Below are 23,939 nucleotides of genomic sequence, written 5' to 3'. Positions count from 1 at the left end.
TTAAAATACTGTCGCTTCTTCCAGCGTAAACTTGACATTATCTTCAATCCACTTACGTCGTGGTTCGACCTTGTCTCCCATAAGGACATTGACGCGACGTTCTGCGCGTGCTAGATCTTCAATCGTGACACGAATGAGAGTTCGAGTTTCTGGATTCATGGTTGTTTCCCAGAGCTGGTCCGCATTCATCTCACCGAGACCTTTATAGCGTTGGAGGGTAGCGCCTTTACCGAGCTGCTTGCGGAGTTCTTCAAGTTCTCCGTCTGTCCATGCGTAGGCCACTTCTTCTTTCTTGCCTTTACCTTTGGACATCTTGTAAAGAGGCGGGAGGGCGATATAAACATGTCCTGCCTCAACTAGCGGACGCATGTAGCGGTAGAAAAATGTCAAGAGTAAAGTCTGAATGTGGGCACCGTCGGTGTCCGCATCGGTCATGATAATGATCTTGTCATAGTTGGCATCTTCAAGGGAGAAGTCTGCTCCAACACCCGCACCAATGGTATAAATCATGGTATTGATTTCTTCATTTTTGAGGATATCCGCCATCTTGGCTTTAGCTGTATTGATAACCTTACCACGAAGAGGCAAGATTGCCTGGAACTTGCGGTCACGGCCTTGTTTGGCAGAACCTCCGGCAGAATCCCCCTCGACTAGATAGAGTTCATTCTTAGCTGGATTCTTAGACTGGGCTGGGGTCAATTTCCCAGACAACAAGCCCTTATCTTTTTTATTTTTCTTCCCATTTCGGCTCTCATCACGCGCCTTACGTGCCGCTTCACGAGCATCACGCGCCTTGATAGCCTTGCGGATGAGGTTAGAAGCCAATTCCCCATTTTCCATAAGGAAAAAGGTCAACTTATCAGCCACAATTCCATCCACAACAGGACGAGCAAGAGGGCTTCCTAGCTTATCCTTGGTCTGTCCTTCAAACTGCAAATGTTCTTCCGGAACCAAGATAGAAAGAACGGCCGCTAGTCCTTCACGATAGTCTGACCCTTCAAGGTTTTTATCTTTTTCCTTGAGAAGCCCCGTCTTACGCGCATAGTCATTCATAACCTTGGTGATAGCAGACTTGAGACCTGTCTCGTGCGTTCCACCGTCCTTGGTGCGAACGTTATTGACGAAGGACAAGATGTTATCTGAAAATCCATCATTGTACTGGAGGGCCACTTCCACTTGGAAACCATTGTCTTCCCCTTCAAAGTATAGAACTGGCGTCAAGGTTTCCTTGTCTTCGTTCAGATAAGAAACAAAGTCCTGTACCCCATTTTCATAGTGAAACTCAACAGACTCATCTGTGCGTTTATCCGTTAGAGACAAGGTCACATTTTTCAAGAGAAAGGCTGACTCATTGAGGCGTTCTGAAATGGTATTGTACTTGAAATCGATTGTAGAAAAGATCGTCGCATCAGGCATGAAGGTCACTTTGGTACCTGTCTTGGACTTGGGTGCTGTACCGATTTTCTTCAGAGTCGTGACAGGTTTTCCACCATTTTCAAAACGTTGCTTATAGATTGCCCCATCACGGGTAATTTCAACTTCCAGCCAACTTGAAAGAGCGTTAACAACGGAAGAACCCACCCCGTGGAGACCACCAGATGTCTTGTAGCCACCCTGACCGAATTTCCCTCCGGCGTGAAGAATGGTAAAGATAACCTCAACTGTTGGGATTCCCATCGCGTGCATTCCAGTCGGCATCCCACGTCCGTGGTCTTGAACCGTTAAACTGCCGTCTTTATTAATGGTCACATCAATACGGTCACCAAATCCAGACAAGGCTTCATCGACAGCATTATCGACGATTTCCCAGACTAGGTGGTGGAGCCCAGCGCCATCGGTCGATCCGATATACATCCCTGGACGTTTTCGGACCGCATCCAACCCTTCTAGCACCTGAATGGCATCATCATTATAATTGTTAATATTGATTTCCTTTTTTGACACAAGGAACCTCCTATTCGTTCATCTTTACTATTCTACAGGTTTTCCAAGGATTTTGCAAAATTTTTCTTTCTCCGGTGTGACAATTTCAGAAGAGATTCTCTGCCTTTCTTCTCCATTTCATGATATAATAGGAGTATGATTACAATAGTTTTATTAATCCTAGCTTATCTGCTGGGTTCGATTCCGTCTGGTCTCTGGATTGGACAAGTATTCTTTCAGACAAATCTGCGTGAACACGGTTCTGGAAATACTGGAACAACCAATACTTTCCGCATTTTAGGTAAGAAAGCTGGTATGACGACCTTTGTGATTGACTTTTTCAAAGGAACTCTAGCAACGCTTCTTCCAATTATTTTTCATCTTCAAGGCGTTTCGCCTCTCATCTTTGGACTTTTGGCTGTTATTGGTCATACCTTCCCTATCTTTGCAGGATTTAAGGGAGGTAAGGCTGTCGCAACCAGTGCTGGAGTCGTTTTCGGATTTGCACCTGTCTTCTGTCTCTACCTTGCAGTTGTTTTCTTTGGAACCCTCTATCTTGGTAGTATGATTTCACTATCTAGTGTCACAGCATCTATCGCGGCTGTCATTGGAGTTTTACTCTTTCCACTTTTTGGTTTTATCTTGAGTCACTATGACCCTCTCTTCATTGCTATTATCCTAGCACTTGCTAGTTTGATTATCATTCGTCATAAGGATAATGTCGCTCGTATCAAAAACAAGACTGAAAATTTAGTCCCTTGGGGATTGAACCTAACCAATCAACATCCTAAAAAATAAAACGCCAGTTCATTCTGAACTGACGTTTTTTGTATGCTTATTTTGATTTGATATAGTTGATACCATCTGCTTTTGGTGCGACTGCTTTTCCAAAGAAGGCTGCCAAGACAAGAATTGTCAAAACATAAGGTGCGATTTGAAGATAAACCGCAGGCACTCCTTGTAGGAACGGCAATTGAGAACCGATAACAGCCAAACTTTGTGAAAGCCCAAAGAATAAACTAGAAAGCATGGCTCCGATTGGATTCCATTTTCCGAAAATCATCGCAGCAAGAGCGATAAATCCAGGTCCAACAATAGTTGTCACTGAGAAGTTAACTGAGATGGATTGAGCATAAATCGCTCCGCCAATTCCACCTAAGAAACCTGAAATGATAACTCCTAGATATCTCATCTTGTAGACATTGATTCCCAAAGTATCCGCTGCTTGAGGGTGTTCACCAACAGAGCGGAGACGAAGACCAAATCGGGTCTTGAAAAGGATAAACCAAGCAAAGAATGAGAAGGCAATGGCCAGATAACCAAGTAAACTAGTTGACTTGAAGAAGATATCACCAATCACTGGGATATTTGCCAAGACTGGGAAATCAAAGCGTCCAAAAGTCTGACTTAGGTTGTCGGTTTGTCCTTTGTTATAAAGGACTTTCACTAAGAAAACAGCCAAGGCTGGCGCCATCAAGTTCAATACCGTACCGCTGACAACATGGTCTGCACGGAAATGAACCGTCGCTGCTGCGTGGATGATAGAGAAGAGACCACCAACTAATCCTGCCACAAGCAAAGATAGCCATGGAGTTGCTGCTCCAAATTGTTCTGCAAATTCAAGGTTAAAGACAACTCCAGAAAAGGCACCCATAACCATAATTCCTTCAAGACCGACGTTTACCACACCACCACGTTCAGAGAAAACACCACCAATACTTGTAAAGATGAGAGGTGCTGAGTAAATCAGCATAGAAGACACCAAGAGGGTGAGCAAGGTTGTAATAGACATCTTTACTTACCTCCTTTAACTTGTTTTTTCGGTTTGACAAAGCGTTCAATAAGGTAATGAACACTGACAAAGAAGATAATAGACGCTGTTACAATGCTGACAAGCTCAGACGGTACCTGCGCCGCATTCATACCAGGAGCTCCAACTTGGAGAACACCAAATAGGAAGGCTGCAAAGAGAATACCAATTGGTGAGTTGGCCGCAAGCAAACTAACCGCCATCCCGTTAAATCCGACAGCTAATGACGACCCCTGAACATAAACGTTCTGGAAGGTTCCAAGTCCTTCAACAGCTCCACCAAGACCTGCCAAAGCACCTGAAATAATCATTGAGAGGATAATCGTTCGTTTTGCAGAAATACCAGCGTATTCTGAAGCATGTGGATTAAGACCAACAGCACGGATTTCAAAACCAAGAGTTGTTTTCTTGAGCATGAACCAAATAACTGCAACGGCAATGATGGCAAAGAAAATACCAATATTCATCCGCGAATTACCAGTCAACTCAGACAACCAAGGTGTCTGATAGGTTGCATTAGCCCCAACACGAATGGTCGAATCTGTACTTTGCATAAAGTCTTTAGGGAAGGCATGGATAAAGGCATTTCCTACATACAATACAATGTAGTTCATCATGATGGTCACAATGACCTCTGACGTCCCTAGATAGGCTCTCAGAATACCCGGAATCGCGCCGACAATTCCACCAGCAATCAGGGCAATCACGATAGTTGCTAGAATCATCAAGGGACGTGGCATATCTGGATGCAACAGGGCAAACCAACCACTGAGAATCCAACCTGCTAAAGCCTGACCAGGAAGTCCGACGTTAAAGAAACCAGCACGACTGGCAACAGCAAAGCCAAGACCAATCAAGACCAAAGGCCCCATAGCACGGAAGATTTCTCCAATCCCACGCAGACTACCAAAGGCTGTATAGAACAATTCTTCATAGCCCCAAATAGCATCATAACCGAAGATCCACATAACAATGGCCCCAAGTAAAATTCCTAGGAAGACAGAAATCAAGGGAACCGAAATTTGTTGTAATTTTTTAGACATCACTCTTCTCCTTTCCCAAGTTTCCACCAGCCATCAAGACACCAAGTTCTTGCTTATTGGTTGTTTCTGGTGACACAATACCTTGAATCTTACCATCGTGGATAACAGCAATACGGTCTGAGACATTTAAAATCTCATCCAATTCAAAGCTGACAACAAGAACAGCCTTCCCATTATCACGCTCTTCAATCAAGCGTTTGTGGATATATTCAATGGCACCGACATCCAAACCACGAGTTGGCTGGCTGACGATAAGGAGATCAGGATCTCGATCAATTTCACGAGCAATAATTGCTTTTTGTTGATTTCCTCCTGAGAGTGCAGCTGCAGGAACAAATTCGCTGGCAGCACGAACATCAAACTCTTCCATTAGCTTTTTAGCATAAGAAGTAATATTTGAATAGTTCAAAATTCCATTTTTACTATGTGGTTCTTTGTAGTAGGTTTGAAGGGCAATATTCTCAGAAATCATCATTTCCAAAATCAAGCCATCACGGTGACGGTCTTCTGGAACGTGCCCAACACTCAACTCTGTAATCTGACGTGGGGGCAAGCCTACAATTGAATCTCCTTTTAGCTCGATGCTACCAGATTCAACCTTGCGAAGACCTGTGATGGCTTGAATCAGTTCAGACTGACCATTTCCATCAATCCCCGCAATACCAACTATCTCTCCGGCACGAACATCCAAGGATAGATTTTTTACAGCTGGGACACCACGGTTTTCATTGACCACCAAATCTTTGATTGACAAGACCACTTCTTTTGGTTGAGAAGCTTGCTTCTCTGTTTTAAAGGAAACAGAACGACCTACCATCATTTCTGCCAAATCAGCATTGGTAGCCCCTGCAATTTCGACAGTTTCAATTGATTTCCCACGACGGATAACTGTAACGCGGTCAGAAACTGCGCGAATCTCGTCTAACTTGTGGGTGATCAAGATAATTGATTTTCCTTCTTTGACAAGATTTTTCAAAATAGCCATCAACTCATCAATTTCTGATGGAGTCAAGACAGCCGTTGGTTCGTCAAAGATAAGGATATCAGCCCCCCGATAAAGGGTTTTTAAAATTTCTACACGTTGTTGGGCTCCAACTGAGATATCTGCTATCTTGGCAGAAGGGTCAACAGCTAAGCCATAACGTTCAGAAAGAGCCTTGATTTCTTTGCTAGCTCCAGCGATATCTAGCACACCATTTTTAGTCAATTCACTACCTAAAATGATGTTTTCAGCCACTGTGAAGGCTTCTACCAACATAAAGTGCTGGTGAACCATTCCGATTCCCAAGCTAGCCGCTTTAGATGGTGAATCGAGATTGACAACTTGACCGTTGACCACAATTTCACCACTAGTTGGTTCAAGAAGCCCTGCTAACATGTTCATGAGCGTGGACTTACCAGCCCCATTTTCTCCTAAAAGTGCATGAATTTCACCTTTTCGTAGGTGCAGGTTGATTTTGTCGTTGGCAACAAATTCACCAAACACCTTGGTAATATCACGCATCTCAATGACATTTTCGTGTGCCATGTGCTCTTCCTTTCAGAGTCTTATTTTATTTCAATAAAACTTGCTAGTTTGCCTAGTAGCAAGCTTTACTGAGACAAAATGACTTTGTCTCAACTCTTAAAAAAGCGGCCGAGGGCCGCTTCCTAAGAAATGACTTCCATCCATTATTTTTCAGGAACTTTTACGCTTCCATCAAGGATTTTAGCTTTAGCATCTTCAACAGCTTTTTTACCTTCTTCTGAAAGGTTTGTTACTGCCAAGTCAACCCCTTTATCTTTCAATGAGTAAACGATCACTTGACCGCCAGGGAATTCACCTTTTTCTGCTTTGTTAGCAATATCTTTTACAGTTGTACCAACTTGTTTCAAAGTAGATACAAGAACGAAGTTTGATTCTTTACCATCTTTAGAAGTGTACTTACCTTCTGCTACTTGGTCACGGTCAACACCGATAACCCAAACTTTTTCATTTTCAGGACGGCTTTCGTTGAGTGATTTTGCTTCTGCAAAGACACCAGCACCTGTTCCACCTGCTGCTTGATAAACAACGTCTGCACCAGCTGCGTATTGTGCTGCTGCAATTGTTTTACCTTTAGCAGCATCACCAAATGAACCTGCGTAGTCAACTTGTACTTTGATAGATGGATCTACTGACTCAACACCAGCTTTAAATCCAGCTGCAAAACGTGAGATAACTTCAGACTCAATACCACCTACAAAACCAACTTGTTTTGTTTTAGTTGTTTTAGCTGCTGCAACACCCGCAAGGTAAGCAGCTTCGTTATCAGCAAACGTTACGCTAGCAACATTCTTTTGATCTTTAATCACATCATCAATCAAGACATAGTTCAAATCAGAGTGGTCTTTTGCTGCTTCTTCAACCGCATTGTGAAGGGCAAAACCAACACCGAAGATTAGGTTGTAGCTTCCAGCCGCTTGTTGCAAGTTGTTAGCGTAGTCAGCTTCACTTGTTGATTGGAAGTAAGTGAAACCTTTATCTTTTGAAAGATTGTGTTCTTTACCCCAGTCTTGCAAACCTTCCCAAGCTGATTGGTTAAATGATTTGTCATCAACACCACCAGTATCAGTGACGATTGCTGCTTTTGTCTTCACATCAGAAGATGAAGCTGCGTTACGAGAAGAGCGGTTACCACATGCAGCAAGTCCAACTGCTGCCACTGCAACTAGACCAAGGCCTAGCCATTGTTTCTTGTTCATTACTGAACCTCCTAAATAAGATGTGCAACGATGTTGCAAGTATGGATTGGTTGGCCACAAGGACCGTGCCACTCAGAGAGCGACTCAGACTAGTTTAAGTCTGTAAAAGAGTATGGAAGTAACTCCCCGACCGTCATCTCGACCGTCGATTTATCTTTTGCGACTAAGGTCACTTTTAGATCTTGTTCAAAAAATTCAGCCATCACTTGGCGACAAGCACCACATGGCGAGATTGGTTTTTCAGTTTGTCCATAAACAATCAATTCGGAAAACTCTCTTTGGCCTTCGGAAACTGCTTTAAAAATCGCTGTACGCTCTCCGCAGTTGGTCAAAGGATAGCTAGCATTCTCAATATTGACACCTGTATAAGTGCTACCATCTTTTGTCACTAAAACAGCTCCGACTGGAAAATGAGAATAGGGCACATAGGCTTTCTTGCTGGTTTCAATTGCTAGTTCAATCAACTCAGTAGTCGCCATCAGCCAATTCTCCTTTTAAAATGGCTACCCCAGCTGACGTTCCAATACGGGTCGCCCCTGCTTCTACAAATGCAAGAGCATCTGCATAAGAACGAGCTCCGCCGGCAGCCTTGACACCCATTTCTGGTCCAACTGTTTCACGCATTAATCTAACATCTGCTACCGTAGCACCACCAGTTGAAAAGCCAGTTGAAGTTTTTACGAAGTCAGCTCCCGCTTTTTGAGCTAATTGGCAAGCCACAACTTTTTCTTGGTCTGTCAGAAGGCAAGCTTCAATAATGACTTTCACTAACTTGTCACCACTTGCTTCTACTACTGCGCGAATATCCGACTCAACCAAATCAAGATTACCTGTTTTGAGAGCTCCAACATTAATCACCATATCAATCTCATCTGCACCATTTTGGATAGCTTCCTTGGTTTCAAAAGCTTTCACAGTTGAAGTTGTTGCTCCCAAGGGGAAACCTACTACTGTGCAGACCTTGACATCTGTGCCTTCAAGCCCTTTTTTAGCATGTTCAACCCAGGTCGGATTAACGCAAACACTGGCAAAATCATACTCTCTAGCTTCAGACAACAAACAATCAATTTGATTTACTGTCGCATCTTGTTTCAAAAGTGTATGATCGATATATTTATTTAATTTCATATTCGGATTCTCCTGCAGTTTATGAGATTATTTCTATGATTTCTCGTAAACTTTGCACACTATCATTTATTTTAACATATTTTTGAAAATCTGTAACTAGCTGAGGAGAAATTTTTCCATTTGTGTATACTTTTGCAACAATTTCTCCCTTTTGAACGGAATCTCCAACTTTCTTTTCAAAAACAATTCCTGTCTCATAGTCCAAGGCATCAGACTTGACTGCACGGCCTGCCCCCAGTCTCATAGCATAAAGCCCAAATTCCATAGCTGGAAGAGCTGAAATGACACCCGTTTCCTGGGCAGGGATTTCCACCACATGGGTAACATTGACAGGACGATAGAGGTCTTCCAAGTCTCCACCTTGGGCTTGGACCATTTCCTCAAACTTAGCCAGCGCTTGACCATTCTCAAGATGTTGGTGAACTTCTTCAACTGTCTTGTTTACATTTGCTAAACCAAGCATAATTTGAGCCAATTCGCATATAAAATGGGTAATATCCTGACGACCTTGACCTTGTAAAGTCTCCAGTGCTTCAAGAATTTCGAGGCGATTTCCAATTGCTCGTCCCAAGGGCTGACTCATATCCGTAATGACTGCTACCGTCTTTCGACCAACTGCCTTACCAAGTTCCACCATGGTTTGAGCCAATTCACGCGCCTCATCAACCGTCTTCATGAAGGCACCCTCACCGACAGTCACGTCTAGCAGAATAGCATCCGCCCCTGCCGCAATTTTCTTGCTCATCACCGAACTAGCAATCAAAGGAATCGTGTCAACAGTTGCGGTCACATCACGTAGGGCGTAGAGAAGCTTATCCGCTTTGACCAGCTGGTCTGATTGCCCAATGACAGATACACCAATGTCCTGTACTTGACGAATAAAATCCTCTTGACTACGTTCTACTTGATAGCCCTTAATGGACTCCAATTTATCAATTGTTCCACCCGTATGGCCAAGACCACGACCACTCATTTTGGCTACAGGCACACCAAAGCTAGCAACAAGAGGAGCCAAAATCAAGGTTACCTTATCACCAACACCACCCGTAGAATGCTTGTCAACCTTAACCCCATCAATAGCTGATAAATCAAACTCTTGACCTGTCTTAACCATATTCATAGTCAAATCTGAGATTTCTCGTGTCGTCATTCCTTTGAAATAGACAGCCATAGCAAAGGCAGACATCTGATAATCAGGAACAGTTCCTGATACATAGCCTTCAACTAGCCATTCAATTTCACTCGAAGTCAGTTCTTGACCATCTCGTTTCTTTTGGATTAAATCAACTGCTCTCATTCGTTCACACTTCTAAGGATATAGTATCCCTTATCTTTTTTGACAATCTCACAATTACCAAACACATCTTCCATCTTGGACTTGGCACTTGGAGCCCCTTGTTTCTTCTGAATAACGATTGTTAAATCCCCACCAGTTTCCAAAAAATCTTTACTTTTCTCAATGATTTCATGAACCACTTGCTTGCCTGCACGGATAGGAGGATTGGAAATGACATGGTCAAAATGTCCTTCAACTTGTTCATAGATGTTGGACTGGAAAATCGTCGCTTCTATTTTATTTCGTTCAGCATTTTGTCGCGCCAAATCCAAGGCACGATTATTGATATCGACCATGGTCGACTGAACTCCATAAGCCTTAGCTAAAGACAAGCCCAAAGGTCCGTAACCACAGCCTACATCAAGAACAGTTTCTCCTTGGTTGACCTCAAGACACTTGAGCAAGAGTTGACTCCCAAAGTCAATCATTTTCTTGCTAAAAACACCCGCATCCGTCAAAAAGGTCATTTTTTCTCCCAACAAGTCCACTCTCAACTCATGAATGTCGTGAGCAGCGTCAGGATTCTCTGCATAATACATTTTACTCATGAAACTATTTTACCATAATTTGACTTAAATTGTAAATCGTTTACAAATTGATCATAAAACGAAAAAGACTGAAGAAAGCTAGTAAACAAGACTTTTTCTTCAATCTCTTTTAACTTTTATAACCGAATAACAAAGCACGTAGGACTAGATATCTCATAGTCTATAGTCTGGCACATTTTTATTTCTTTACCTTCAAATGCTTCATTACCAACAAGATTCCCAACAAGATGTTTAGATAAAAGCCCAACTGATACGTTTTTGTCAGAATTTCCAAACTTGTCCAAAGTCGGATTAAATCTTCTAGTGACATGCGGAAGAAATAACCCTCTGTAGCAATCCATAGAACTAAAAAGACATAACTTCCAGCAGCAAACCATTTCGTCCACCGTTTTTTTAGGAAGAAAGCAATCAAGAGCGAACAGATAAAGACAGCTGTTACAATGGCATGTTCCATCAAAAAAGTAAAACCGTAATAGGTTTCCACAAAACGTCTACCATTATCCGCATTCGCTCCTTTTAAAAAAGGTAGTGCAAAACTTAAAATAAAACAGAGTTCCAGTATATAACTTTTTAAGATTTTCATAGTACACCTCCTATAAATTGTGAATCCCAAAGCCCCCTTTATTGGCTTATAAGTCAGGAGAAAGTAGCTCCTACCTCATCAAGAAATTGGTCAACCCTATCTACTTCTATTATACGATATTGGTTTACTATCATCAAGAAACCGCTTTATTTTTTTAGCTTTTTATGGTATGATAAACAAAATATCTAGGGGAAAACAAATGACCAACGAATTTTTACATTTTGAAAAAATCAGCCGCCAGACTTGGCAATCGTTACATCGAAAGACAACACCTCCTTTGACAGAAGAGGAATTAGAATCCATCAAGAGTTTTAATGACCAGATTAGCTTGCAGGATGTTACCGATGTCTATCTCCCCCTAGCCCATCTCATCCAGATTTACAAGCGTACCAAGGATGATTTGGCCTTTTCAAAAGGGATTTTCCTTCAACGTGAAAGCAAGTCCCAGCCTTTTATCATTGGGGTTTCTGGGAGTGTTGCCGTTGGAAAATCCACAACCAGTCGCCTACTTCAAATCCTACTGTCCCGTACACTTACAGATGCTAGGGTTGAGTTGGTAACAACCGATGGCTTTCTCTATCCCAACCAGACCTTGATTGAGCAAGGGATTCTAAATCGTAAGGGATTTCCTGAAAGCTATGATATGGAAGCTCTTCTCAACTTCCTGGATCACATCAAAAATGGACAAGATGTAGATATTCCTGTCTATTCTCATGAAGTCTACGACATCGTACCTGAGGAAAAGCAGAGCGTCAAAGCTGCTGATTTTGTCATTGTTGAGGGAATAAATGTCTTTCAAAATCCACAAAATGAGCGTCTCTACATTACTGACTTCTTTGACTTTTCCATCTATGTTGATGCTGCAGTCGATGACATCGAGAGTTGGTATCTAGACCGTTTCTTGAAAATGCTGAGCCTAGCCCAAAACGACCCTGATAGCTACTATTATCGTTTTACACAAATGCCGATTGGGGAAGTGGAATCCTTTGCCCATCAGGTCTGGACCAGTATCAATCTCACAAATTTACAAAATTATATTGAACCAACTAGAAATCGTGCAGAAGTGATTCTTCATAAAACAAAGAACCATGAAATCGATGAAATTTACTTAAAAAAATAATTTTCCCTTGTCAAAACGTAAGTTTTCAGATATAATGGTATAGTTAGTAAATATGGAGGTAAGAACATTGGCAAACATTAAATCAGCTATCAAACGCGCTGAATTGAACGTTAAACAAAACGAAAAGAACTCAGCTCAAAAATCAGCTATGCGTACTGCTATCAAAGCTTTCGAAGCAAACCCATCTGAAGAACTTTTCCGTGCTGCTAGCTCAGCTATCGATAAAGCAGAAACTAAAGGTTTGATTCACAAAAACAAAGCAAGCCGCGATAAAGCTCGTCTTTCAGCTAAACTTGCTAAATAAGAAACAGTCCATAGAGGCTGTTTTTTTGTCCCCAAATAGGAAAAGGTAGAAAATGAAAATCGCAATTATCGGATATTCTGGTGCTGGTAAGTCAACTCTAGCTGAAAAGCTGTCTCACTGCTACTCCATCCCAAAACTTCACATGGACACACTCCAATTTCAACCCGGTTGGCAAGACAGTGATCGTGAATGGATGTTGACCGAGATGGAAAATTTTCTCACAAAGCATGAAGCTTGGGTCATTGATGGGAATTATTCTTGGTGTTTCTATGAGGAAAGAATGCAGGATGCTGACCAAATCATCTTTCTCAATTTTTCTCGCTGGAATTGTCTGCTACGAGCCTTTAAACGATACCTCACATACCGAGGCAAGGTCAGAGAAAGTATGGCAGCTGGTTGTCAAGAACAATTTAATTGGGAGTTTATCAGATGGATTCTTTGGGACGGACGGAGCAAATCCGCTAAGGAACGCTACAAGTGGATTCAAAAAAACTATCCATATAAAGTGGTCATCCTCAGATCACAAAAAGAGATAGATCAATTTCTAGATAAGAAAAGGAAGTCCTCCAATTCATAAAGAAGGGCTTCCTTTTTAGATATAATTACTCTGCAATCAAGGTTTCTAATCCAACCTTCATCATATCAGTGAAGGTATTTTGACGTTCTTCTGCAGTTGTGTCTTCGTCTGGATTAACCAAGCTATCAGAGATTGTCATAATAGCTAGCGCGTCAACATGGTGTTGGGCTGCCAGATAGTAAAGGGCTGCTGCTTCCATTTCCACAGCCTTGACTCCCCATTTACCAAGTTCGATGTTCTTTTCAAAGTAGTTTGAATAAAAGACATCAGAAGACAAAACGTTCCCAACGTGGGTTGTCATACCGAGTTCTTTGGCGATATGGTAGGCCTTGTCCAGCAAATCAAAGCTAGCGATTTGTGGAAAATCGTACTGTGGCCAGTCATTACGGACGATGTTTGAGTTGGTTGCAGCTGCCTGCGCCAAAACCAATTCACGAACATGGACATCTTCATTCAAAGAACCCGCTGTTCCCACACGGATCAATTTTTTCACACCGTAGTCAACAATCAACTCACGCGCATAAATCGAAATAGATGGCATCCCCATCCCAGTTCCCATGACTGATACACGGTGGCCCTTGTAAGTACCAGTGTAACCAAACATGTTACGTACTTCGTTAAAACAAACAGCATCTTCAAGGAAATTCTCCGCAATAAACTTAGCACGAAGAGGATCCCCAGGAAGAAGAATTTTATCAGCAATTTCACCCTGCTGAGCAGCAATATGGATAGACATAATATAAGATACCAAACCCGTCAAAAAGCAAAGGGAAAATAGGAGTTGGGTGCAGTGAGCGATGCTCGCTAGATCAACTATCTTTTTCCCACTGCTTTTAGGGTGGGTTCAATTCCTTTCTTTCTTAATTTTGATGATATTGAGAAGATTAGCCCAGATTCAATTCAAACCCGAACTCCCTTTTTCTTCTGAGTTTTTAGAAAAGTTTTCCGCTCGTGTTCAAATCAGAACATCTCGCTCTACTTTTCTTTTTTTTATTTTTATATTTCATAGCTAGGAAAAATCGGATTCAACCATGACTCCGATAAGCCTACTTCATTTTTATTTAAAACAGTTATAAATAAATTGAGAGTATTTTTTTATCTTTTAAATCAAATCCTTGACTAGAAGAAATGGGTATTTCCTACCTAATTACTTTATTCTTTGACTTCTGACACAGTATGCTAGTCCAAGGAAAGCGGTCTAGCATTTTTGCAAATTCATAGGCTAAAACAGCTGTTACTAAGAGATACGGAAGAGAATCTATACCTAGCCCAGTGAAACCTATAACTAATCCGGTTGCAGAAATGGGCGCCCTCAAGGTCACAGACAAAAAGCAAACCGATCCCAAAAGCAAAATGCTTGGCTGGCTATCCCCACCTAGAATCATTCCAAAGAGAGCAGCGCCAGCCATCCCCAAGGCAAAAGATGGTGTAAGGGTACCACCATAGGCCCCTGCCCACAGAATAATAAGAACAACTAATGCTTTTAATATAAACAAAAGGAGTACTGTTTTGCCATTGCTACCATTCAATACTTCCTGAGCCATCATGCGTCCATTGCCAAGTAGATGTGGAAAGTAACTTGCCAATCCAACAAGAAAAAGAAAAGCTGAAGGCAATGTGAGAAGTATGCGTTTATCTTTTATCCTTTTTGAAGACGCTGCCTTACTTAAGCGACCAAAATGCCAAGCCAGTGGGGTTAAGAAAAGAAGTAATAAGGGAATAATCCATATTTGCTTTAATGACCATGTGATGACTGGAATCTGGTAGAGAGCCTGATCTGAAATAACCCAGCCTGCTATATAGGTTGAGACATAGGTAGTCAAACCGACTAAGATAAATCGTTTAATAGATAGAGCAATTCCTAGGGTTTCAAAAACAAAGAAGACACTTGTTAATGGAACCTGATAGACAGCCGCTAAACCAGCACCAGCACCACAAGCAAGGAGAAAGATGCGATCCTTCATAGACAGTATACATATTTTTCCAATTGGCCCTGCAAATAGAGTTCCAATCTCTCGTGGCGCAGCTTCTTTACCAATAGGCGCTCCCCCTCCAACTGCAATGATCTGACAAATTGAATGAAATAGCTGTCTTAAAAAATGAAGCTTGTATTGTGAAGTCTCATCCTTCATCTGAGCTTTGATGGAATAAATCTTCGACCCTTTTTGCAAGAAGTACCAGACTAAGGACGAGCTAAGACCCACCATTATTAAACTTAGTCCTATCCGTGAAGAGGAAACTCCATCTGTCAAAAATTCACTATGATGCTCTGACTGACCAAAAGCCAGCTCCTCCACCATCTCTAAAAGATAATGGAGAACTATACCAGATAAACCCGAAACTATTCCTTGCAGAATTACTGCTATGAATAATCTAAAATTATAAGGGATTTTTCGAAAAATACTCCTCAATTCTATTAACATGATTACAATTCTGCAAGAATCGCTTTAAGCAAGCCTTTGAAGTCGCCTTTAACACGTTCAGTCACTTCTACAACTTCTTCGTGGTTAAGTTCTTCTTGGAAGCCTGCAGCATGGTTAGTAATACATGAAATACCGAGAACTTTCAAACCTGAGTGGGCTGCCACAATCACTTCAGGAACAGTCGACATACCAACTGCATCTGCTCCCAGTGTCTTATAGGCGCGAATTTCTGCTGGTGTTTCATAAGTCGGACCAGTTACACCGATATAGACACCTTCATCAAGCTTGATACCAAGTTTTTTAGCCACTTCATGGGCAGTAGCACGGTATTCTGGTGTGTAGGCTTTAGACATATCAGGGAAACGTGGACCAAATTCATCCAAGTTTTCACCCATCAATGGGTTTTGCCCCGTCATATTGATATGGTCTGAGATAGCCATCAAGGTACCAGGCCCAAATCCAATACCTCCAGCTGCATTGGTTACAATGACACCTTCACATCCGAGAACTTTCATCACACGTACTGGGAAAGTCACGACTTCAAGAGGATTTCCCTCGTAGAAATGGAAACGACCTTGAAGAGCCAAGACCTTGCGACCTGCAAGTTCTCCATATACCAATTTACCAGCGTGACCGACTACTGTAGAGCGGCCCCAGTTTGGAATATCTGCATAGTCTACTACAACAGGATTTTCGATTTCTTCTGCAAGTTCTCCAAGCCCTGATCCAAGGATTAGACCGAACTCAGGTGCTTGGATTCCCTTGTTTTTCAGAAAAGCAGCTGTTTCTTGGATCTTATCTAAAAATGTCATTGTGTATCTCCTTTATTATTTTTTAGCATTTGACCGATTTTGTCAAAAGTTTTGGCAGTACGAATGGTGATGTTGCGATAAAAAGGCATCTTGAGCAAGTACTTATGATAGGCAGTTGCATAGAAGGATTCCTCAGAAAATTTCCCCCAGAAAATCCCAAGTTTTCCAAAATGAACGACTTCATCTTCCAATTCCAAACTGTTCACTTTCTCGATGACTTGATCCACATCCAAGCCCTCTGTGTAAAAGAGGACATCTTTTCGGGCTAGGTCTTTGGTCCACCAATCTGGTAGATTCTTCAGCTCTTCTTCATAATCTTCCTGACTCAGCAAAGAAAAGCTTTGAATAAATGTATAATGGACTGCAAAGAAAGTCTCTAATTCTTCAACCAATCGGGCCTTGGGTTCTGTCGAAGTAAAGAAAATGTTGCCACTGTTGATGTAGGTCTCAACCTTTTCCAGTCCCAACTCTGTCAGTTCTTGACGAAGTTGCGCCATGACAACCTTATTTTTCCCACCTACATTAATGCCCCTAACCAGCAAAGCATAACGCGTCATCTTATACCAATTTATCTAAGAAACTTTCCCCAATCATGGCAGTTTCAACACCAAAGTTATCGGCAACAGTCGCTGAAATATCTGCAAAATGTCCTACTGGAATGACACCATTTCCTTTAAAAGCAGGACTATAGGCCAACAATGGAATATATTCACGAGTGTGGTCTGTTCCTGCATACGTTGGGTCATTTCCATGGTCCGCAGTAATCAAGAGAAGGTCGTTCTCTCTCATGGCTGCGATAATTTCAGGCAAGCGTTCATCAAACTCATGCAAACAATCACGGTAACCGTGAGCATTACGACGGTGGCCGTAAAGGGCATCAAAGTCAACTAAGTTTGTGAAGGAGAATCCTTTTTCAAACTCAGCAAGTCCCATGGTCTTCAACAGTGTATCAATTCCGTGGCTATTTGACTTATTGTGTCCCATATCATGGTTGATACCCGCACCGTTAAAGATATCGTTGATTTTACCAACAGCATACGTATCGATGCCAGCTTCGTTCAATTTATCCAAAACAGTTGGTGCAAATGGGGATACAGCCAAGTCACGACGATTTGCTGTACGAGTGAAGTTTCCTGGTTCACCAACATATGGACGGGCAATGATGCGGCCTAGAAGGGCAGGGCGCTCAAGGGTAATCGAACGAGCGTATTCATAGATACGGTACAATTCATCCAAAGGAATAATGTCTTCGTGGGCAGCAATTTGCAAAACAGGGTCAGCTGAAGTATAGATAATCAACTCCCCAGTTTCCATCTGACGTGGTCCAAAGTCATCGATAACGGCTGTTCCTGAGTAAGGTTTGTTAGCTTCACGAATAACCTTGCGTCCTGAGAATTCTTCGATTTTTGTCAAGATTTCTTCTGGGAATCCGTTCCAGAAAGTATCGAAAGGCTCAGTAATGTTGAGTCCCATGATTTCCCAGTGTCCAGTCATAGTATCCTTACCAAGAGATACTTCCTCTAATTTTGTTGCATATCCTGTTGGGTTGCTTTCAGCCGGTACAGTCTTCAAAGGCGTTTCGCGAGGAATATTTCCAAGACCGATTTTAGCCATGTTTGGCACATTCAAACCAACTGTTTTGGAAATGTGTCCCAGTGTGTCAGAGGCTCCATCTGGAACCCCTGCATTGACAAAGTTATTGGCATCTGGTGCAGCACCGATTCCTACAGAATCCAATACCACCAAGTGAATACGATTAAATTTTGACATAGTGTATCTCCTTATTATTTTAGTTATCTTGCTTTTGTTGAAGTTAAAATCTGAACCCCGTCTCGTCCAGCAACGATGACCTTATCCACCATTTGGTTGAATAAGCCGTGCTCTACAACACCAACGACATGGTCCAATTCTTGTCCGAAAGCAATTGGATCTTCAATGACATCCAAGGCAAGGTCAATGATAAAATTCTGCATATCGGTCACAAAACGTTGGCCGTCTTTTTCACGGAAACTTGGTTTGTAGCCAGCTCGTTCAAAACGACGAAAGACCTGTTCCGCGCCATACTGAACCACTTCTACAGGCAATTTAAAAGCACCTAGTTTCTCGACCAGCTTGCTTTCATCCACTACCCAAATATATTCTTTTGAGGGCGTTGCAACAACCTTCTCCATCAGGAGGGCACCACCACCACCTTTGATTCCATTAAACCGACTATCCACTTCATCCGCCCCGTCGACTGTCACATCGACAAAGTCTACTTGGTCAATAGACTTGAGTGGGATATTAAGCCCTTCAGCCTGTTTACTAGTCACACTAGAAGTCGTTACAGCTGTAATCTGCAATCCTTCTTCCTTGATCCGACGACCGATTTCTTCTACGAAATAATAGGCAGTAGACCCCGTTCCAAGTCCGACTACCATGCCATCCTTGACAAACTCAGCAGCCTTGATACCTGCCATTTTCTTCAGATTTTCCACTCAAACACCTCCATTAAAGAGCTATTTCTATTATAACATGTATCCTTTTTTATTTCATGGATACACTAGAAAAACCCGAACATTTTTATTTTTATGTCCACCTTGTTTTGGTAGTTAGAATCTTAGTTATGAGAACTTGTAGATAAAAACATGTCCTAGCCAAAAGCAGCAACAGTTGATTTTTTATCATAAAGATGATTAAATAGTTAAGTACAGAAAAGGAGAAATAAGATGAACCCATTAGATTTGTTTAACCAAGTAAAAGAATTAATCGAAACAAAAGATTTCGAAGCGGCAAAAACATTTGTTGCAGAAAATCAAGAACAGCTTGGAGAATACTTCTCCCAAGCTCAGCAGTTAATTTCTGGCTCTGAAGGTCTAGATGGCCTCGTTGGAAAGATTAAAGGATTTTTCTAAAAATATAAAGGCGCCTGAAACGATCAGGTGCCTTTTTGAGATATTTTTTTCATTATTTTGAGAAGATGACTACTGATTTCCGTCGGCAAGACCACATAATGTTCTTGAGATAGTTCTTGGGCTATGGCTGAATGAAGATGGGTTGCTACTGCCACACGTTCGTAGAGACTGGCCTGTCGAAATTGGCCTACAAATCCTGCAATCATCCCAGCCAGAGTATCTCCCATTCCCCCAGTCGCCTGATAGGGACCACCAACCTGTAACTGGTAATAATCAGATTGGCCAACTTGCCAAATACGAGTAGCTGAACTTTTTTCAACTAAAATCGTTCCTTGAGGGAAGGAAGTCAGGGCACTAGCCGTTGCAGCTTCGCTTTGATTTTCAATAGCAATACCAGACAGCTTTTCCCATTCTTTTTGGTGGGGAGTTAGGATAAGCTGGTTAGACGGAAATGACAAACTTGTCCTAGCAAGAATAGTCAAAGCACCTCCATCTACAATCAAAATCTGATTCTGTCTTAAGCTAGCAAAGACCTGTTTTACTAAATCTTCTCCAAAAACATCATCTCGTAAACCAGGCCCCAGCAAGACAACTTCTGCCTTCTCCAATTGCTCTTGTAACAATTGCTGGTCTTGCAGAGAAAAGGCCATAGCCTCAGGTAAATGGCTGTGCAGAGCAGGGATATTTTCCCTATCCGTTCCAACGGTCACCAATCCTGCACCGCTTTTTACAGCTGCCAAAGCAGCCATGATAATAGCACCACCATAAGGATAGGTCCCACCCAGCAACAGCAGACGACCGTAATTTCCTTTATGACTTGTACGAGAACGTTCAATAATGACTTTTTCTAATAATGCTTGCTCAATCACTCTCATCGTTTTTCCTCAACTATCCTTTATCTGATTGTTTTAAAACAACTTGATAGACTTTCTTAGTCCACTCTTCTAAGTCTTCTCCAGCATAGTCAAGATAATACACCCTATCTTGTATTTTGGTTGGAATAATATTTTCAAATTGGCTCTTATTATGAGTTGGAATAATGCAAATATACAACTCACTTAATAAATTAAGCATGTCCTTAATTTTTACAGCATGGTAACCATCAAAAATATAACCAGGAACTTTAATCAAATCTGTATAGATAAAATGAAAACTTACTCCAGGAATAAACTTGTCTTGTAATTCTTTCTCTGAAGGAGCTCGACCTAATAAACGCTCCATCGCCAATCGATAACCAGAACTTGTATTTGACCACCCTAACATGACATAGTCAAAATAATCTATCGGATCCGATGCAGCATTTCTACTATCCAAAACCAACTCCTCAGCATCTCGCCCAAAGGCTTTCACAGCAGATAAAATCTGACCTGTTTTAAAGATAGAAATCGCTACATCTATAGTCGTAGTATGACTACAGTAGTCTGAAGTCACTAACCTCTTATGTAGATCATAAGTCGAGGCTACTCTTTTATCTGTAGGGGTAAATGGTGGCAGAAAGGGATGCTGACAGATGTAATCTAAAATTTCTTTTTTTAAACAAGAATCAGCACACTCAATACTTGTTTGACGTCTATGAAGTTTTTCGTAAGCTATAAATTTAGCAATTTTTTCTAATTCCCACTCTTGAATATTTGGATAATCAATTAGTGCTAAGTAGTATATTCTATCCCATTGTAAACTATATTCTCCATTATAAATTTTTAAAATCATCTAATCACCTCACTCCATTATACAACAAAAAGGAAGCGCATACCTCCTTTTATAAACTTACTTTTAAAATTTTCTCTCCAATGTCCGGAGTGCTGCTTGATAAGTTTGCTCCATCAGCATAGTAATGGTCATAGGACCTACACCTCCAGGAACTGGCGTAATATGGCTAGCAAGTGGGGCAACTGCCTCATAATCCACATCCCCACAGAGCTTACCATTTTCATAGCGGTTCATCCCGACATCGATGACAACCGCACCTGGTTTCACAAAATCAGCAGTCACAAACTTAGCACGACCAATTGCGACCACAAGAATATCCGCTTTTGCAGCCACCTTAGCAAGATTATGAGTCCGTGAGTGAGTCAAGGTCACTGTTGCATTCTTGGCCAAAAGAAGCTGGGCCATGGGTTTTCCAACGATATTTGAACGACCGATGACGACCGCATTTTTACCTTCTAGATCAATCCCATATTCATGAAACATCTCCATAATTCCTGCAGGTGTCGAAGGAATCATAACTGGATGACCAGACCAGAGGCGACCCATGTTTAGGGGATGGAAACCATCCACATCTTTTTCGGGGTCAATGGCTAATAAAACTGCCTCTTCATTGATATGTTTTGGTAAAGGTAACTGGACCAAAATCCCATGCCAAGCTGGATCTTGATTGTATTTGGCAATCAAGTCTAACAATTCCGCTTGGGTAATGGTCTCTGGAACTCGCACTACTTCACTACGGAAGCCAGCAGCGAGAGCTGACCGTTCCTTGTTGCGAACGTAGACTTGGCTGGCTGGATTGTCTCCCACCAAAATCACTACCAAACCAGGTACTAGACCTGATTCTTCCTTTAATTTTGCAGTCTTTTCAGCCAACTCCCCCTGCAATTTGGCCGCTAAAGCTTTCCCATCAATAATCTGTGTCATATCACTTCTCTTTTCTTTCAAACTATCTTACATTATACCAAAAACTGCTAGTCCCCTCTAACACTTCTTTCCTAGGCAACCCTATAGTTTCAAACTATAAGAAAAAGCTCGGGTCGAGCTTTTCACTAATCTTGTCTTGAAATTTTAAAATAGATTATAAAACCTTACTCAAGAAGTCCTTAGTCCGTTGTTCTTGGGTCTGTTCAAAAATCTGCTCAGGTGTCCCATCTTCAACAACCACTCCGTCTGCCATAAAGATGACACGGTCTGCCACCTCACGGGCAAATCCCATTTCATGTGTTACGATAACCATGGTCATTCCTGACTTGGCAAGGTCTTGCATAACAGCCAGTACCTCTCCTACCATCTCAGGGTCCAAGGCTGAGGTTGGCTCGTCAAAGAGCAAAACATCTGGTTCCATAGCCAACCCACGCGCGATGGCAATCCGTTGTTGCTGGCCACCAGACAAACTCTGTGGATAAGCAGTTGCCTTATCTGGCAAACCAACTTTTTCCAAAAGCTCTTGGGCTCTCTTCTCAGCAACTGCCTTGCTTTCACCTTTGGTCTTGATAGGTGACAAGGTAATATTTTCCATCACAGTCATATTAGGAAAGAGGTTAAATTGTTGGAAAACCATGCCCATCTTCTCACGCATGGCAAACAGGTCATTCTTCTTGTCCGTAATATCGACTCCCTCAAAGATAACCTTCCCCTTGGTTGCTTCTTCCAACAAATTCATAGAACGAAGCAAGGTAGATTTCCCGCTCCCTGAAGGACCGATGATAACGACAACTTCTCCTCTTTTAATCTCGAGGTTGATGCCCTTCAATACTTCATTCTTTCCAAATGATTTATGTAAATTTTCAATTTTTATCAAGGTTTCTGTCATTATTTCTTATCTCCTTGTCCCATACGTTTTTCAAAAGCTTTCAAGGCTACTGTCAAAATAGAAGTCATAATCAAGTAATAAAAGGCTGCAAATAAAAGTGGTGTTAAAGGTAGATAGGTTGTTGTAGAAACTGTTGTAGCCCCATTCCACAACTCCATGACACCAATAGCTGATAAGAGAGAACTATCCTTGATAATAGTGATAAATTCGTTTCCCAATGCTGGCAAGATATTTTTGATAGCTTGTGGCAAAATCACATAGCGCATCGCATTTTTAGGACGGATCCCTAAAGAATAGGCCGCCTCTAGTTGACCTTTTGGAACCGCATTAATCCCAGCCCGAACAGTCTCAGAAACATAAGCACCACTGTTCATTGAGATAATCAAAATCCCTGGAATCAGACGAGAAAGATCAACACCCAAAATCCCGATCTGAATAGTCGGAGCATTGATATGCATAAGAGCAAAGGCAATCATAATCTGAACCATCATCGGTGTCCCACGGAAAATCCAAACGTACAAGTTGGCAAGCCAAACAAGCGGTTTAAACTTTGAACGTTGCCCAAAAGCCAAGACAACACCCAAAATAGTCCCAAAAAAGACAACGCAGATAGAAATGAGAACCGTCACAACAGCCCCATAGTTAAAATAAGGTAAATACTTTGGTAAAAAAGAAAAATTCATAGTCTCACTGCTTTCTAAAATAGAATACTGTATGATTATAACATGAATTGAATTAAAATTCAAATCTTTTGTCTAATTTATTCAAAAAATCTTTAAGCTGGTAGAATTAGCGAGAAATCTTAGTTTTTTCTAGGCAAGTTGACCTTCTTTATGGTAAAATAGTAACGATAAGAAATGAAGGAGAATCAAAATGGAATCACATTTGGTTAGAATCATCAACCGCCTTGAAGCAATGGCAAAAGACGGCGGAAATTTAAAACGTAATTTTGAACGCGAAGGAGTTGTTGTTGCAGAAGTTGCATACAGCCACGACGAAGAAAACGGATCAATCTTTACCCTTCGTGATGTAGAAGCTCGCGAAACTTATACGTTTGACAGCATTGACTTGATTGCAATGGAGATTTACGAACTCCTTTACTAATACAAAACAAGCTGGGATTACACCCTGCATGTCTAACCAAAATCCTTTTTGTCTCACAAATAGGATTTTTTTATTCCCTAAAATCTC

27 protein-coding genes are annotated in these 23,939 nt (G+C 41.6%); 6 read left to right on the top strand and 21 right to left on the bottom strand.

The features are described from left to right. Positions 1 to 1,944 (bottom strand): DNA topoisomerase IV subunit B, encoded by a 1,944-nt coding sequence (gene parE / locus N8N51_RS02685; RefSeq protein WP_223340726.1) that lies wholly within the window; start codon positions 1,942 to 1,944, stop codon positions 1 to 3. A 135-nt stretch (positions 1,945 to 2,079) separates the two neighbouring features. Between parE and plsY the strand changes: the two genes are divergently transcribed. Beyond that, the gene (plsY, locus tag N8N51_RS02680; RefSeq protein WP_020902935.1) at positions 2,080 to 2,721 is read left to right on the top strand and encodes a glycerol-3-phosphate 1-O-acyltransferase PlsY; all 642 of its coding nucleotides are present in this window, start codon (positions 2,080 to 2,082) and stop codon (positions 2,719 to 2,721) included. Positions 2,722 to 2,758: 37 nt separating this feature from the next. Here the strand turns inward: plsY and N8N51_RS02675 are convergent, their stop codons facing one another. From N8N51_RS02675 to N8N51_RS02635, 9 genes are all read right to left on the bottom strand, one after another. Beyond that, a complete protein-coding gene (locus N8N51_RS02675) occupies positions 2,759 to 3,715 on the bottom strand; it encodes an ABC transporter permease (protein ID WP_049543031.1) in 957 nt (318 codons plus the stop codon). Positions 3,716 to 3,717: 2 nt separating this feature from the next. Further along, the gene (locus N8N51_RS02670; protein ID WP_049543029.1) at positions 3,718 to 4,776 is read right to left on the bottom strand and encodes an ABC transporter permease; all 1,059 of its coding nucleotides are present in this window, start codon (positions 4,774 to 4,776) and stop codon (positions 3,718 to 3,720) included. Continuing rightward, positions 4,769 to 6,304 (bottom strand): ABC transporter ATP-binding protein, encoded by a 1,536-nt coding sequence (locus N8N51_RS02665; RefSeq protein ID WP_033684970.1) that lies wholly within the window; start codon positions 6,302 to 6,304, stop codon positions 4,769 to 4,771. Before N8N51_RS02665 ends, N8N51_RS02670 begins: the two co-directional genes overlap by 8 nt. A 143-nt stretch (positions 6,305 to 6,447) precedes the next feature. Further along, positions 6,448 to 7,500 (bottom strand): BMP family lipoprotein, encoded by a 1,053-nt coding sequence (locus tag N8N51_RS02660; RefSeq protein WP_033681961.1) that lies wholly within the window; start codon positions 7,498 to 7,500, stop codon positions 6,448 to 6,450. An 89-nt stretch (positions 7,501 to 7,589) separates the two neighbouring features. Next, entirely contained in the window at positions 7,590 to 7,979 is a 390-nt protein-coding gene (locus N8N51_RS02655) for a cytidine deaminase (RefSeq protein ID WP_033686672.1), read from the bottom strand. After that, positions 7,966 to 8,628 (bottom strand): deoxyribose-phosphate aldolase, encoded by a 663-nt coding sequence (gene deoC / locus N8N51_RS02650; protein WP_033686673.1) that lies wholly within the window; start codon positions 8,626 to 8,628, stop codon positions 7,966 to 7,968. The genes N8N51_RS02655 and deoC overlap by 14 nt, the downstream gene beginning before the upstream one ends. 19 nt (positions 8,629 to 8,647) lie before the next feature. After that, on the bottom strand, positions 8,648 to 9,925 hold the full coding sequence (locus N8N51_RS02645) for a pyrimidine-nucleoside phosphorylase (protein WP_024057940.1): 1,278 nt from the start codon (positions 9,923 to 9,925) through the stop codon (positions 8,648 to 8,650). Then, positions 9,922 to 10,512, bottom strand: coding sequence for a class I SAM-dependent methyltransferase (locus N8N51_RS02640; RefSeq protein WP_080702840.1), 591 nt, complete (start codon positions 10,510 to 10,512; stop codon positions 9,922 to 9,924). Before N8N51_RS02640 ends, N8N51_RS02645 begins: the two co-directional genes overlap by 4 nt. A gap of 178 nt (positions 10,513 to 10,690) precedes the next feature. Continuing rightward, entirely contained in the window at positions 10,691 to 11,095 is a 405-nt protein-coding gene (locus N8N51_RS02635) for a hypothetical protein (RefSeq protein ID WP_033684964.1), read from the bottom strand. A 199-nt stretch (positions 11,096 to 11,294) separates the two neighbouring features. On the opposite strand from N8N51_RS02635, the gene coaA reads away from it, so the two are divergent. The 3 genes from coaA to N8N51_RS02620 all read left to right on the top strand — a co-directional run bounded on the left by coaA (position 11,295) and on the right by N8N51_RS02620 (position 13,096). Next, entirely contained in the window at positions 11,295 to 12,215 is a 921-nt protein-coding gene (coaA, locus tag N8N51_RS02630; protein ID WP_020902939.1) for a type I pantothenate kinase, read from the top strand. A 67-nt stretch (positions 12,216 to 12,282) separates the two neighbouring features. Then, the gene (gene rpsT, locus N8N51_RS02625; protein ID WP_001274000.1) at positions 12,283 to 12,519 is read left to right on the top strand and encodes a 30S ribosomal protein S20; all 237 of its coding nucleotides are present in this window, start codon (positions 12,283 to 12,285) and stop codon (positions 12,517 to 12,519) included. 52 nt (positions 12,520 to 12,571) lie between these two features. Then, entirely contained in the window at positions 12,572 to 13,096 is a 525-nt protein-coding gene (locus N8N51_RS02620; protein ID WP_020902940.1) for a DNA topology modulation protein, read from the top strand. A gap of 25 nt (positions 13,097 to 13,121) precedes the next feature. Here N8N51_RS02620 and deoD read toward each other — a convergent pair whose 3' ends face one another. From deoD to rpiA, 6 genes are all read right to left on the bottom strand, one after another. Then, the gene (gene deoD, locus N8N51_RS02615; RefSeq protein ID WP_000022097.1) at positions 13,122 to 13,832 is read right to left on the bottom strand and encodes a purine-nucleoside phosphorylase; all 711 of its coding nucleotides are present in this window, start codon (positions 13,830 to 13,832) and stop codon (positions 13,122 to 13,124) included. Between the two features lie 403 nt (positions 13,833 to 14,235). Continuing rightward, positions 14,236 to 15,519, bottom strand: coding sequence for a chloride channel protein (locus N8N51_RS02610; protein ID WP_084926455.1), 1,284 nt, complete (start codon positions 15,517 to 15,519; stop codon positions 14,236 to 14,238). Positions 15,520 to 15,521: 2 nt separating this feature from the next. Continuing rightward, positions 15,522 to 16,331: a purine-nucleoside phosphorylase gene (locus N8N51_RS02605; protein ID WP_261011228.1), complete on the bottom strand. Its 810-nt coding sequence runs from the start codon at positions 16,329 to 16,331 to the stop codon at positions 15,522 to 15,524. Further along, positions 16,328 to 16,888: a DUF1697 domain-containing protein gene (locus N8N51_RS02600; protein WP_261103513.1), complete on the bottom strand. Its 561-nt coding sequence runs from the start codon at positions 16,886 to 16,888 to the stop codon at positions 16,328 to 16,330. The genes N8N51_RS02605 and N8N51_RS02600 overlap by 4 nt, the downstream gene beginning before the upstream one ends. 1 nt (position 16,889) lies before the next feature. Beyond that, complete coding sequence (locus N8N51_RS02595; protein WP_261103511.1) at positions 16,890 to 18,101, bottom strand: phosphopentomutase; 1,212 nt, start codon at positions 18,099 to 18,101, stop codon at positions 16,890 to 16,892. Positions 18,102 to 18,124: 23 nt separating this feature from the next. Continuing rightward, positions 18,125 to 18,808: a ribose-5-phosphate isomerase RpiA gene (rpiA, locus tag N8N51_RS02590; RefSeq protein WP_261052522.1), complete on the bottom strand. Its 684-nt coding sequence runs from the start codon at positions 18,806 to 18,808 to the stop codon at positions 18,125 to 18,127. A gap of 231 nt (positions 18,809 to 19,039) precedes the next feature. Here rpiA and N8N51_RS02585 point away from each other — a divergent pair, with 231 nt between their 5' ends. Next, the gene (locus N8N51_RS02585) at positions 19,040 to 19,225 is read left to right on the top strand and encodes a hypothetical protein (protein ID WP_001068558.1); all 186 of its coding nucleotides are present in this window, start codon (positions 19,040 to 19,042) and stop codon (positions 19,223 to 19,225) included. 23 nt (positions 19,226 to 19,248) lie between these two features. Here the strand turns inward: N8N51_RS02585 and N8N51_RS02580 are convergent, their stop codons facing one another. The 5 genes from N8N51_RS02580 to N8N51_RS02560 form a co-directional block, all read right to left on the bottom strand. Beyond that, a complete protein-coding gene (locus N8N51_RS02580) occupies positions 19,249 to 20,100 on the bottom strand; it encodes an NAD(P)H-hydrate dehydratase (RefSeq protein WP_001263817.1) in 852 nt (283 codons plus the stop codon). A gap of 13 nt (positions 20,101 to 20,113) precedes the next feature. Continuing rightward, positions 20,114 to 20,935, bottom strand: coding sequence for a hypothetical protein (locus N8N51_RS02575; RefSeq protein WP_045611388.1), 822 nt, complete (start codon positions 20,933 to 20,935; stop codon positions 20,114 to 20,116). Positions 20,936 to 20,998: 63 nt separating this feature from the next. Continuing rightward, complete coding sequence (locus N8N51_RS02570) at positions 20,999 to 21,859, bottom strand: bifunctional methylenetetrahydrofolate dehydrogenase/methenyltetrahydrofolate cyclohydrolase (protein ID WP_045611387.1); 861 nt, start codon at positions 21,857 to 21,859, stop codon at positions 20,999 to 21,001. 154 nt (positions 21,860 to 22,013) lie between these two features. Then, on the bottom strand, positions 22,014 to 22,748 hold the full coding sequence (locus tag N8N51_RS02565) for an amino acid ABC transporter ATP-binding protein (RefSeq protein ID WP_000140955.1): 735 nt from the start codon (positions 22,746 to 22,748) through the stop codon (positions 22,014 to 22,016). Further along, the gene (locus N8N51_RS02560; RefSeq protein WP_227325981.1) at positions 22,748 to 23,431 is read right to left on the bottom strand and encodes an amino acid ABC transporter permease; all 684 of its coding nucleotides are present in this window, start codon (positions 23,429 to 23,431) and stop codon (positions 22,748 to 22,750) included. Before N8N51_RS02560 ends, N8N51_RS02565 begins: the two co-directional genes overlap by 1 nt. A 190-nt stretch (positions 23,432 to 23,621) precedes the next feature. On the opposite strand from N8N51_RS02560, the gene N8N51_RS02555 reads away from it, so the two are divergent. After that, positions 23,622 to 23,852 carry a DUF1797 family protein gene (locus tag N8N51_RS02555; protein WP_000443570.1) on the top strand — a complete coding sequence of 77 codons (231 nt, stop codon included), beginning with the start codon at positions 23,622 to 23,624 and terminating at the stop codon, positions 23,850 to 23,852. Positions 23,853 to 23,939 lie beyond the last annotated feature (87 nt).

It is taken from the genome of Streptococcus mitis (assembly GCF_946188685.1).
Taxonomy (GTDB): domain Bacteria; phylum Bacillota; class Bacilli; order Lactobacillales; family Streptococcaceae; genus Streptococcus; species Streptococcus mitis_CC.
Note: the sequence above shows the minus strand (reverse complement) of the source record. Positions and strands in the feature narration are given on the sequence as shown.

What these genes read in the sequence shown, in the direction of transcription:
- N8N51_RS02560 (WP_227325981.1), bottom strand. Translation starts at nt 23,431, where the DNA reads ATGAATTTTTCTTTTTTACCAAAGTATTTACCTTATTTTAACTATGGG.
- N8N51_RS02580 (WP_001263817.1), bottom strand. Translation starts at nt 20,100, where the DNA reads ATGAGAGTGATTGAGCAAGCATTATTAGAAAAAGTCATTATTGAACGT.
- N8N51_RS02620 (WP_020902940.1), top strand. Translation starts at nt 12,572, where the DNA reads ATGAAAATCGCAATTATCGGATATTCTGGTGCTGGTAAGTCAACTCTA.
- N8N51_RS02555 (WP_000443570.1), top strand. Translation starts at nt 23,622, where the DNA reads ATGGAATCACATTTGGTTAGAATCATCAACCGCCTTGAAGCAATGGCA.
- N8N51_RS02565 (WP_000140955.1), bottom strand. Translation starts at nt 22,748, where the DNA reads ATGACAGAAACCTTGATAAAAATTGAAAATTTACATAAATCATTTGGA.
- N8N51_RS02610 (WP_084926455.1), bottom strand. Translation starts at nt 15,519, where the DNA reads ATGTTAATAGAATTGAGGAGTATTTTTCGAAAAATCCCTTATAATTTT.
- N8N51_RS02665 (WP_033684970.1), bottom strand. Translation starts at nt 6,304, where the DNA reads ATGGCACACGAAAATGTCATTGAGATGCGTGATATTACCAAGGTGTTT.
- N8N51_RS02570 (WP_045611387.1), bottom strand. Translation starts at nt 21,859, where the DNA reads ATGACACAGATTATTGATGGGAAAGCTTTAGCGGCCAAATTGCAGGGG.
- deoD (WP_000022097.1), bottom strand. Translation starts at nt 13,832, where the DNA reads ATGTCTATCCATATTGCTGCTCAGCAGGGTGAAATTGCTGATAAAATT.
- N8N51_RS02635 (WP_033684964.1), bottom strand. Translation starts at nt 11,095, where the DNA reads ATGAAAATCTTAAAAAGTTATATACTGGAACTCTGTTTTATTTTAAGT.
- N8N51_RS02575 (WP_045611388.1), bottom strand. Translation starts at nt 20,935, where the DNA reads ATGATTTTAAAAATTTATAATGGAGAATATAGTTTACAATGGGATAGA.
- coaA (WP_020902939.1), top strand. Translation starts at nt 11,295, where the DNA reads ATGACCAACGAATTTTTACATTTTGAAAAAATCAGCCGCCAGACTTGG.
- N8N51_RS02600 (WP_261103513.1), bottom strand. Translation starts at nt 16,888, where the DNA reads ATGACGCGTTATGCTTTGCTGGTTAGGGGCATTAATGTAGGTGGGAAA.
- N8N51_RS02660 (WP_033681961.1), bottom strand. Translation starts at nt 7,500, where the DNA reads ATGAACAAGAAACAATGGCTAGGCCTTGGTCTAGTTGCAGTGGCAGCA.
- deoC (WP_033686673.1), bottom strand. Translation starts at nt 8,628, where the DNA reads ATGAAATTAAATAAATATATCGATCATACACTTTTGAAACAAGATGCG.
- N8N51_RS02655 (WP_033686672.1), bottom strand. Translation starts at nt 7,979, where the DNA reads ATGGCGACTACTGAGTTGATTGAACTAGCAATTGAAACCAGCAAGAAA.
- N8N51_RS02670 (WP_049543029.1), bottom strand. Translation starts at nt 4,776, where the DNA reads ATGTCTAAAAAATTACAACAAATTTCGGTTCCCTTGATTTCTGTCTTC.
- N8N51_RS02595 (WP_261103511.1), bottom strand. Translation starts at nt 18,101, where the DNA reads ATGTCAAAATTTAATCGTATTCACTTGGTGGTATTGGATTCTGTAGGA.
- N8N51_RS02585 (WP_001068558.1), top strand. Translation starts at nt 19,040, where the DNA reads ATGAACCCATTAGATTTGTTTAACCAAGTAAAAGAATTAATCGAAACA.
- N8N51_RS02675 (WP_049543031.1), bottom strand. Translation starts at nt 3,715, where the DNA reads ATGTCTATTACAACCTTGCTCACCCTCTTGGTGTCTTCTATGCTGATT.
- N8N51_RS02640 (WP_080702840.1), bottom strand. Translation starts at nt 10,512, where the DNA reads ATGAGTAAAATGTATTATGCAGAGAATCCTGACGCTGCTCACGACATT.
- plsY (WP_020902935.1), top strand. Translation starts at nt 2,080, where the DNA reads ATGATTACAATAGTTTTATTAATCCTAGCTTATCTGCTGGGTTCGATT.
- N8N51_RS02605 (WP_261011228.1), bottom strand. Translation starts at nt 16,331, where the DNA reads ATGACATTTTTAGATAAGATCCAAGAAACAGCTGCTTTTCTGAAAAAC.
- N8N51_RS02645 (WP_024057940.1), bottom strand. Translation starts at nt 9,925, where the DNA reads ATGAGAGCAGTTGATTTAATCCAAAAGAAACGAGATGGTCAAGAACTG.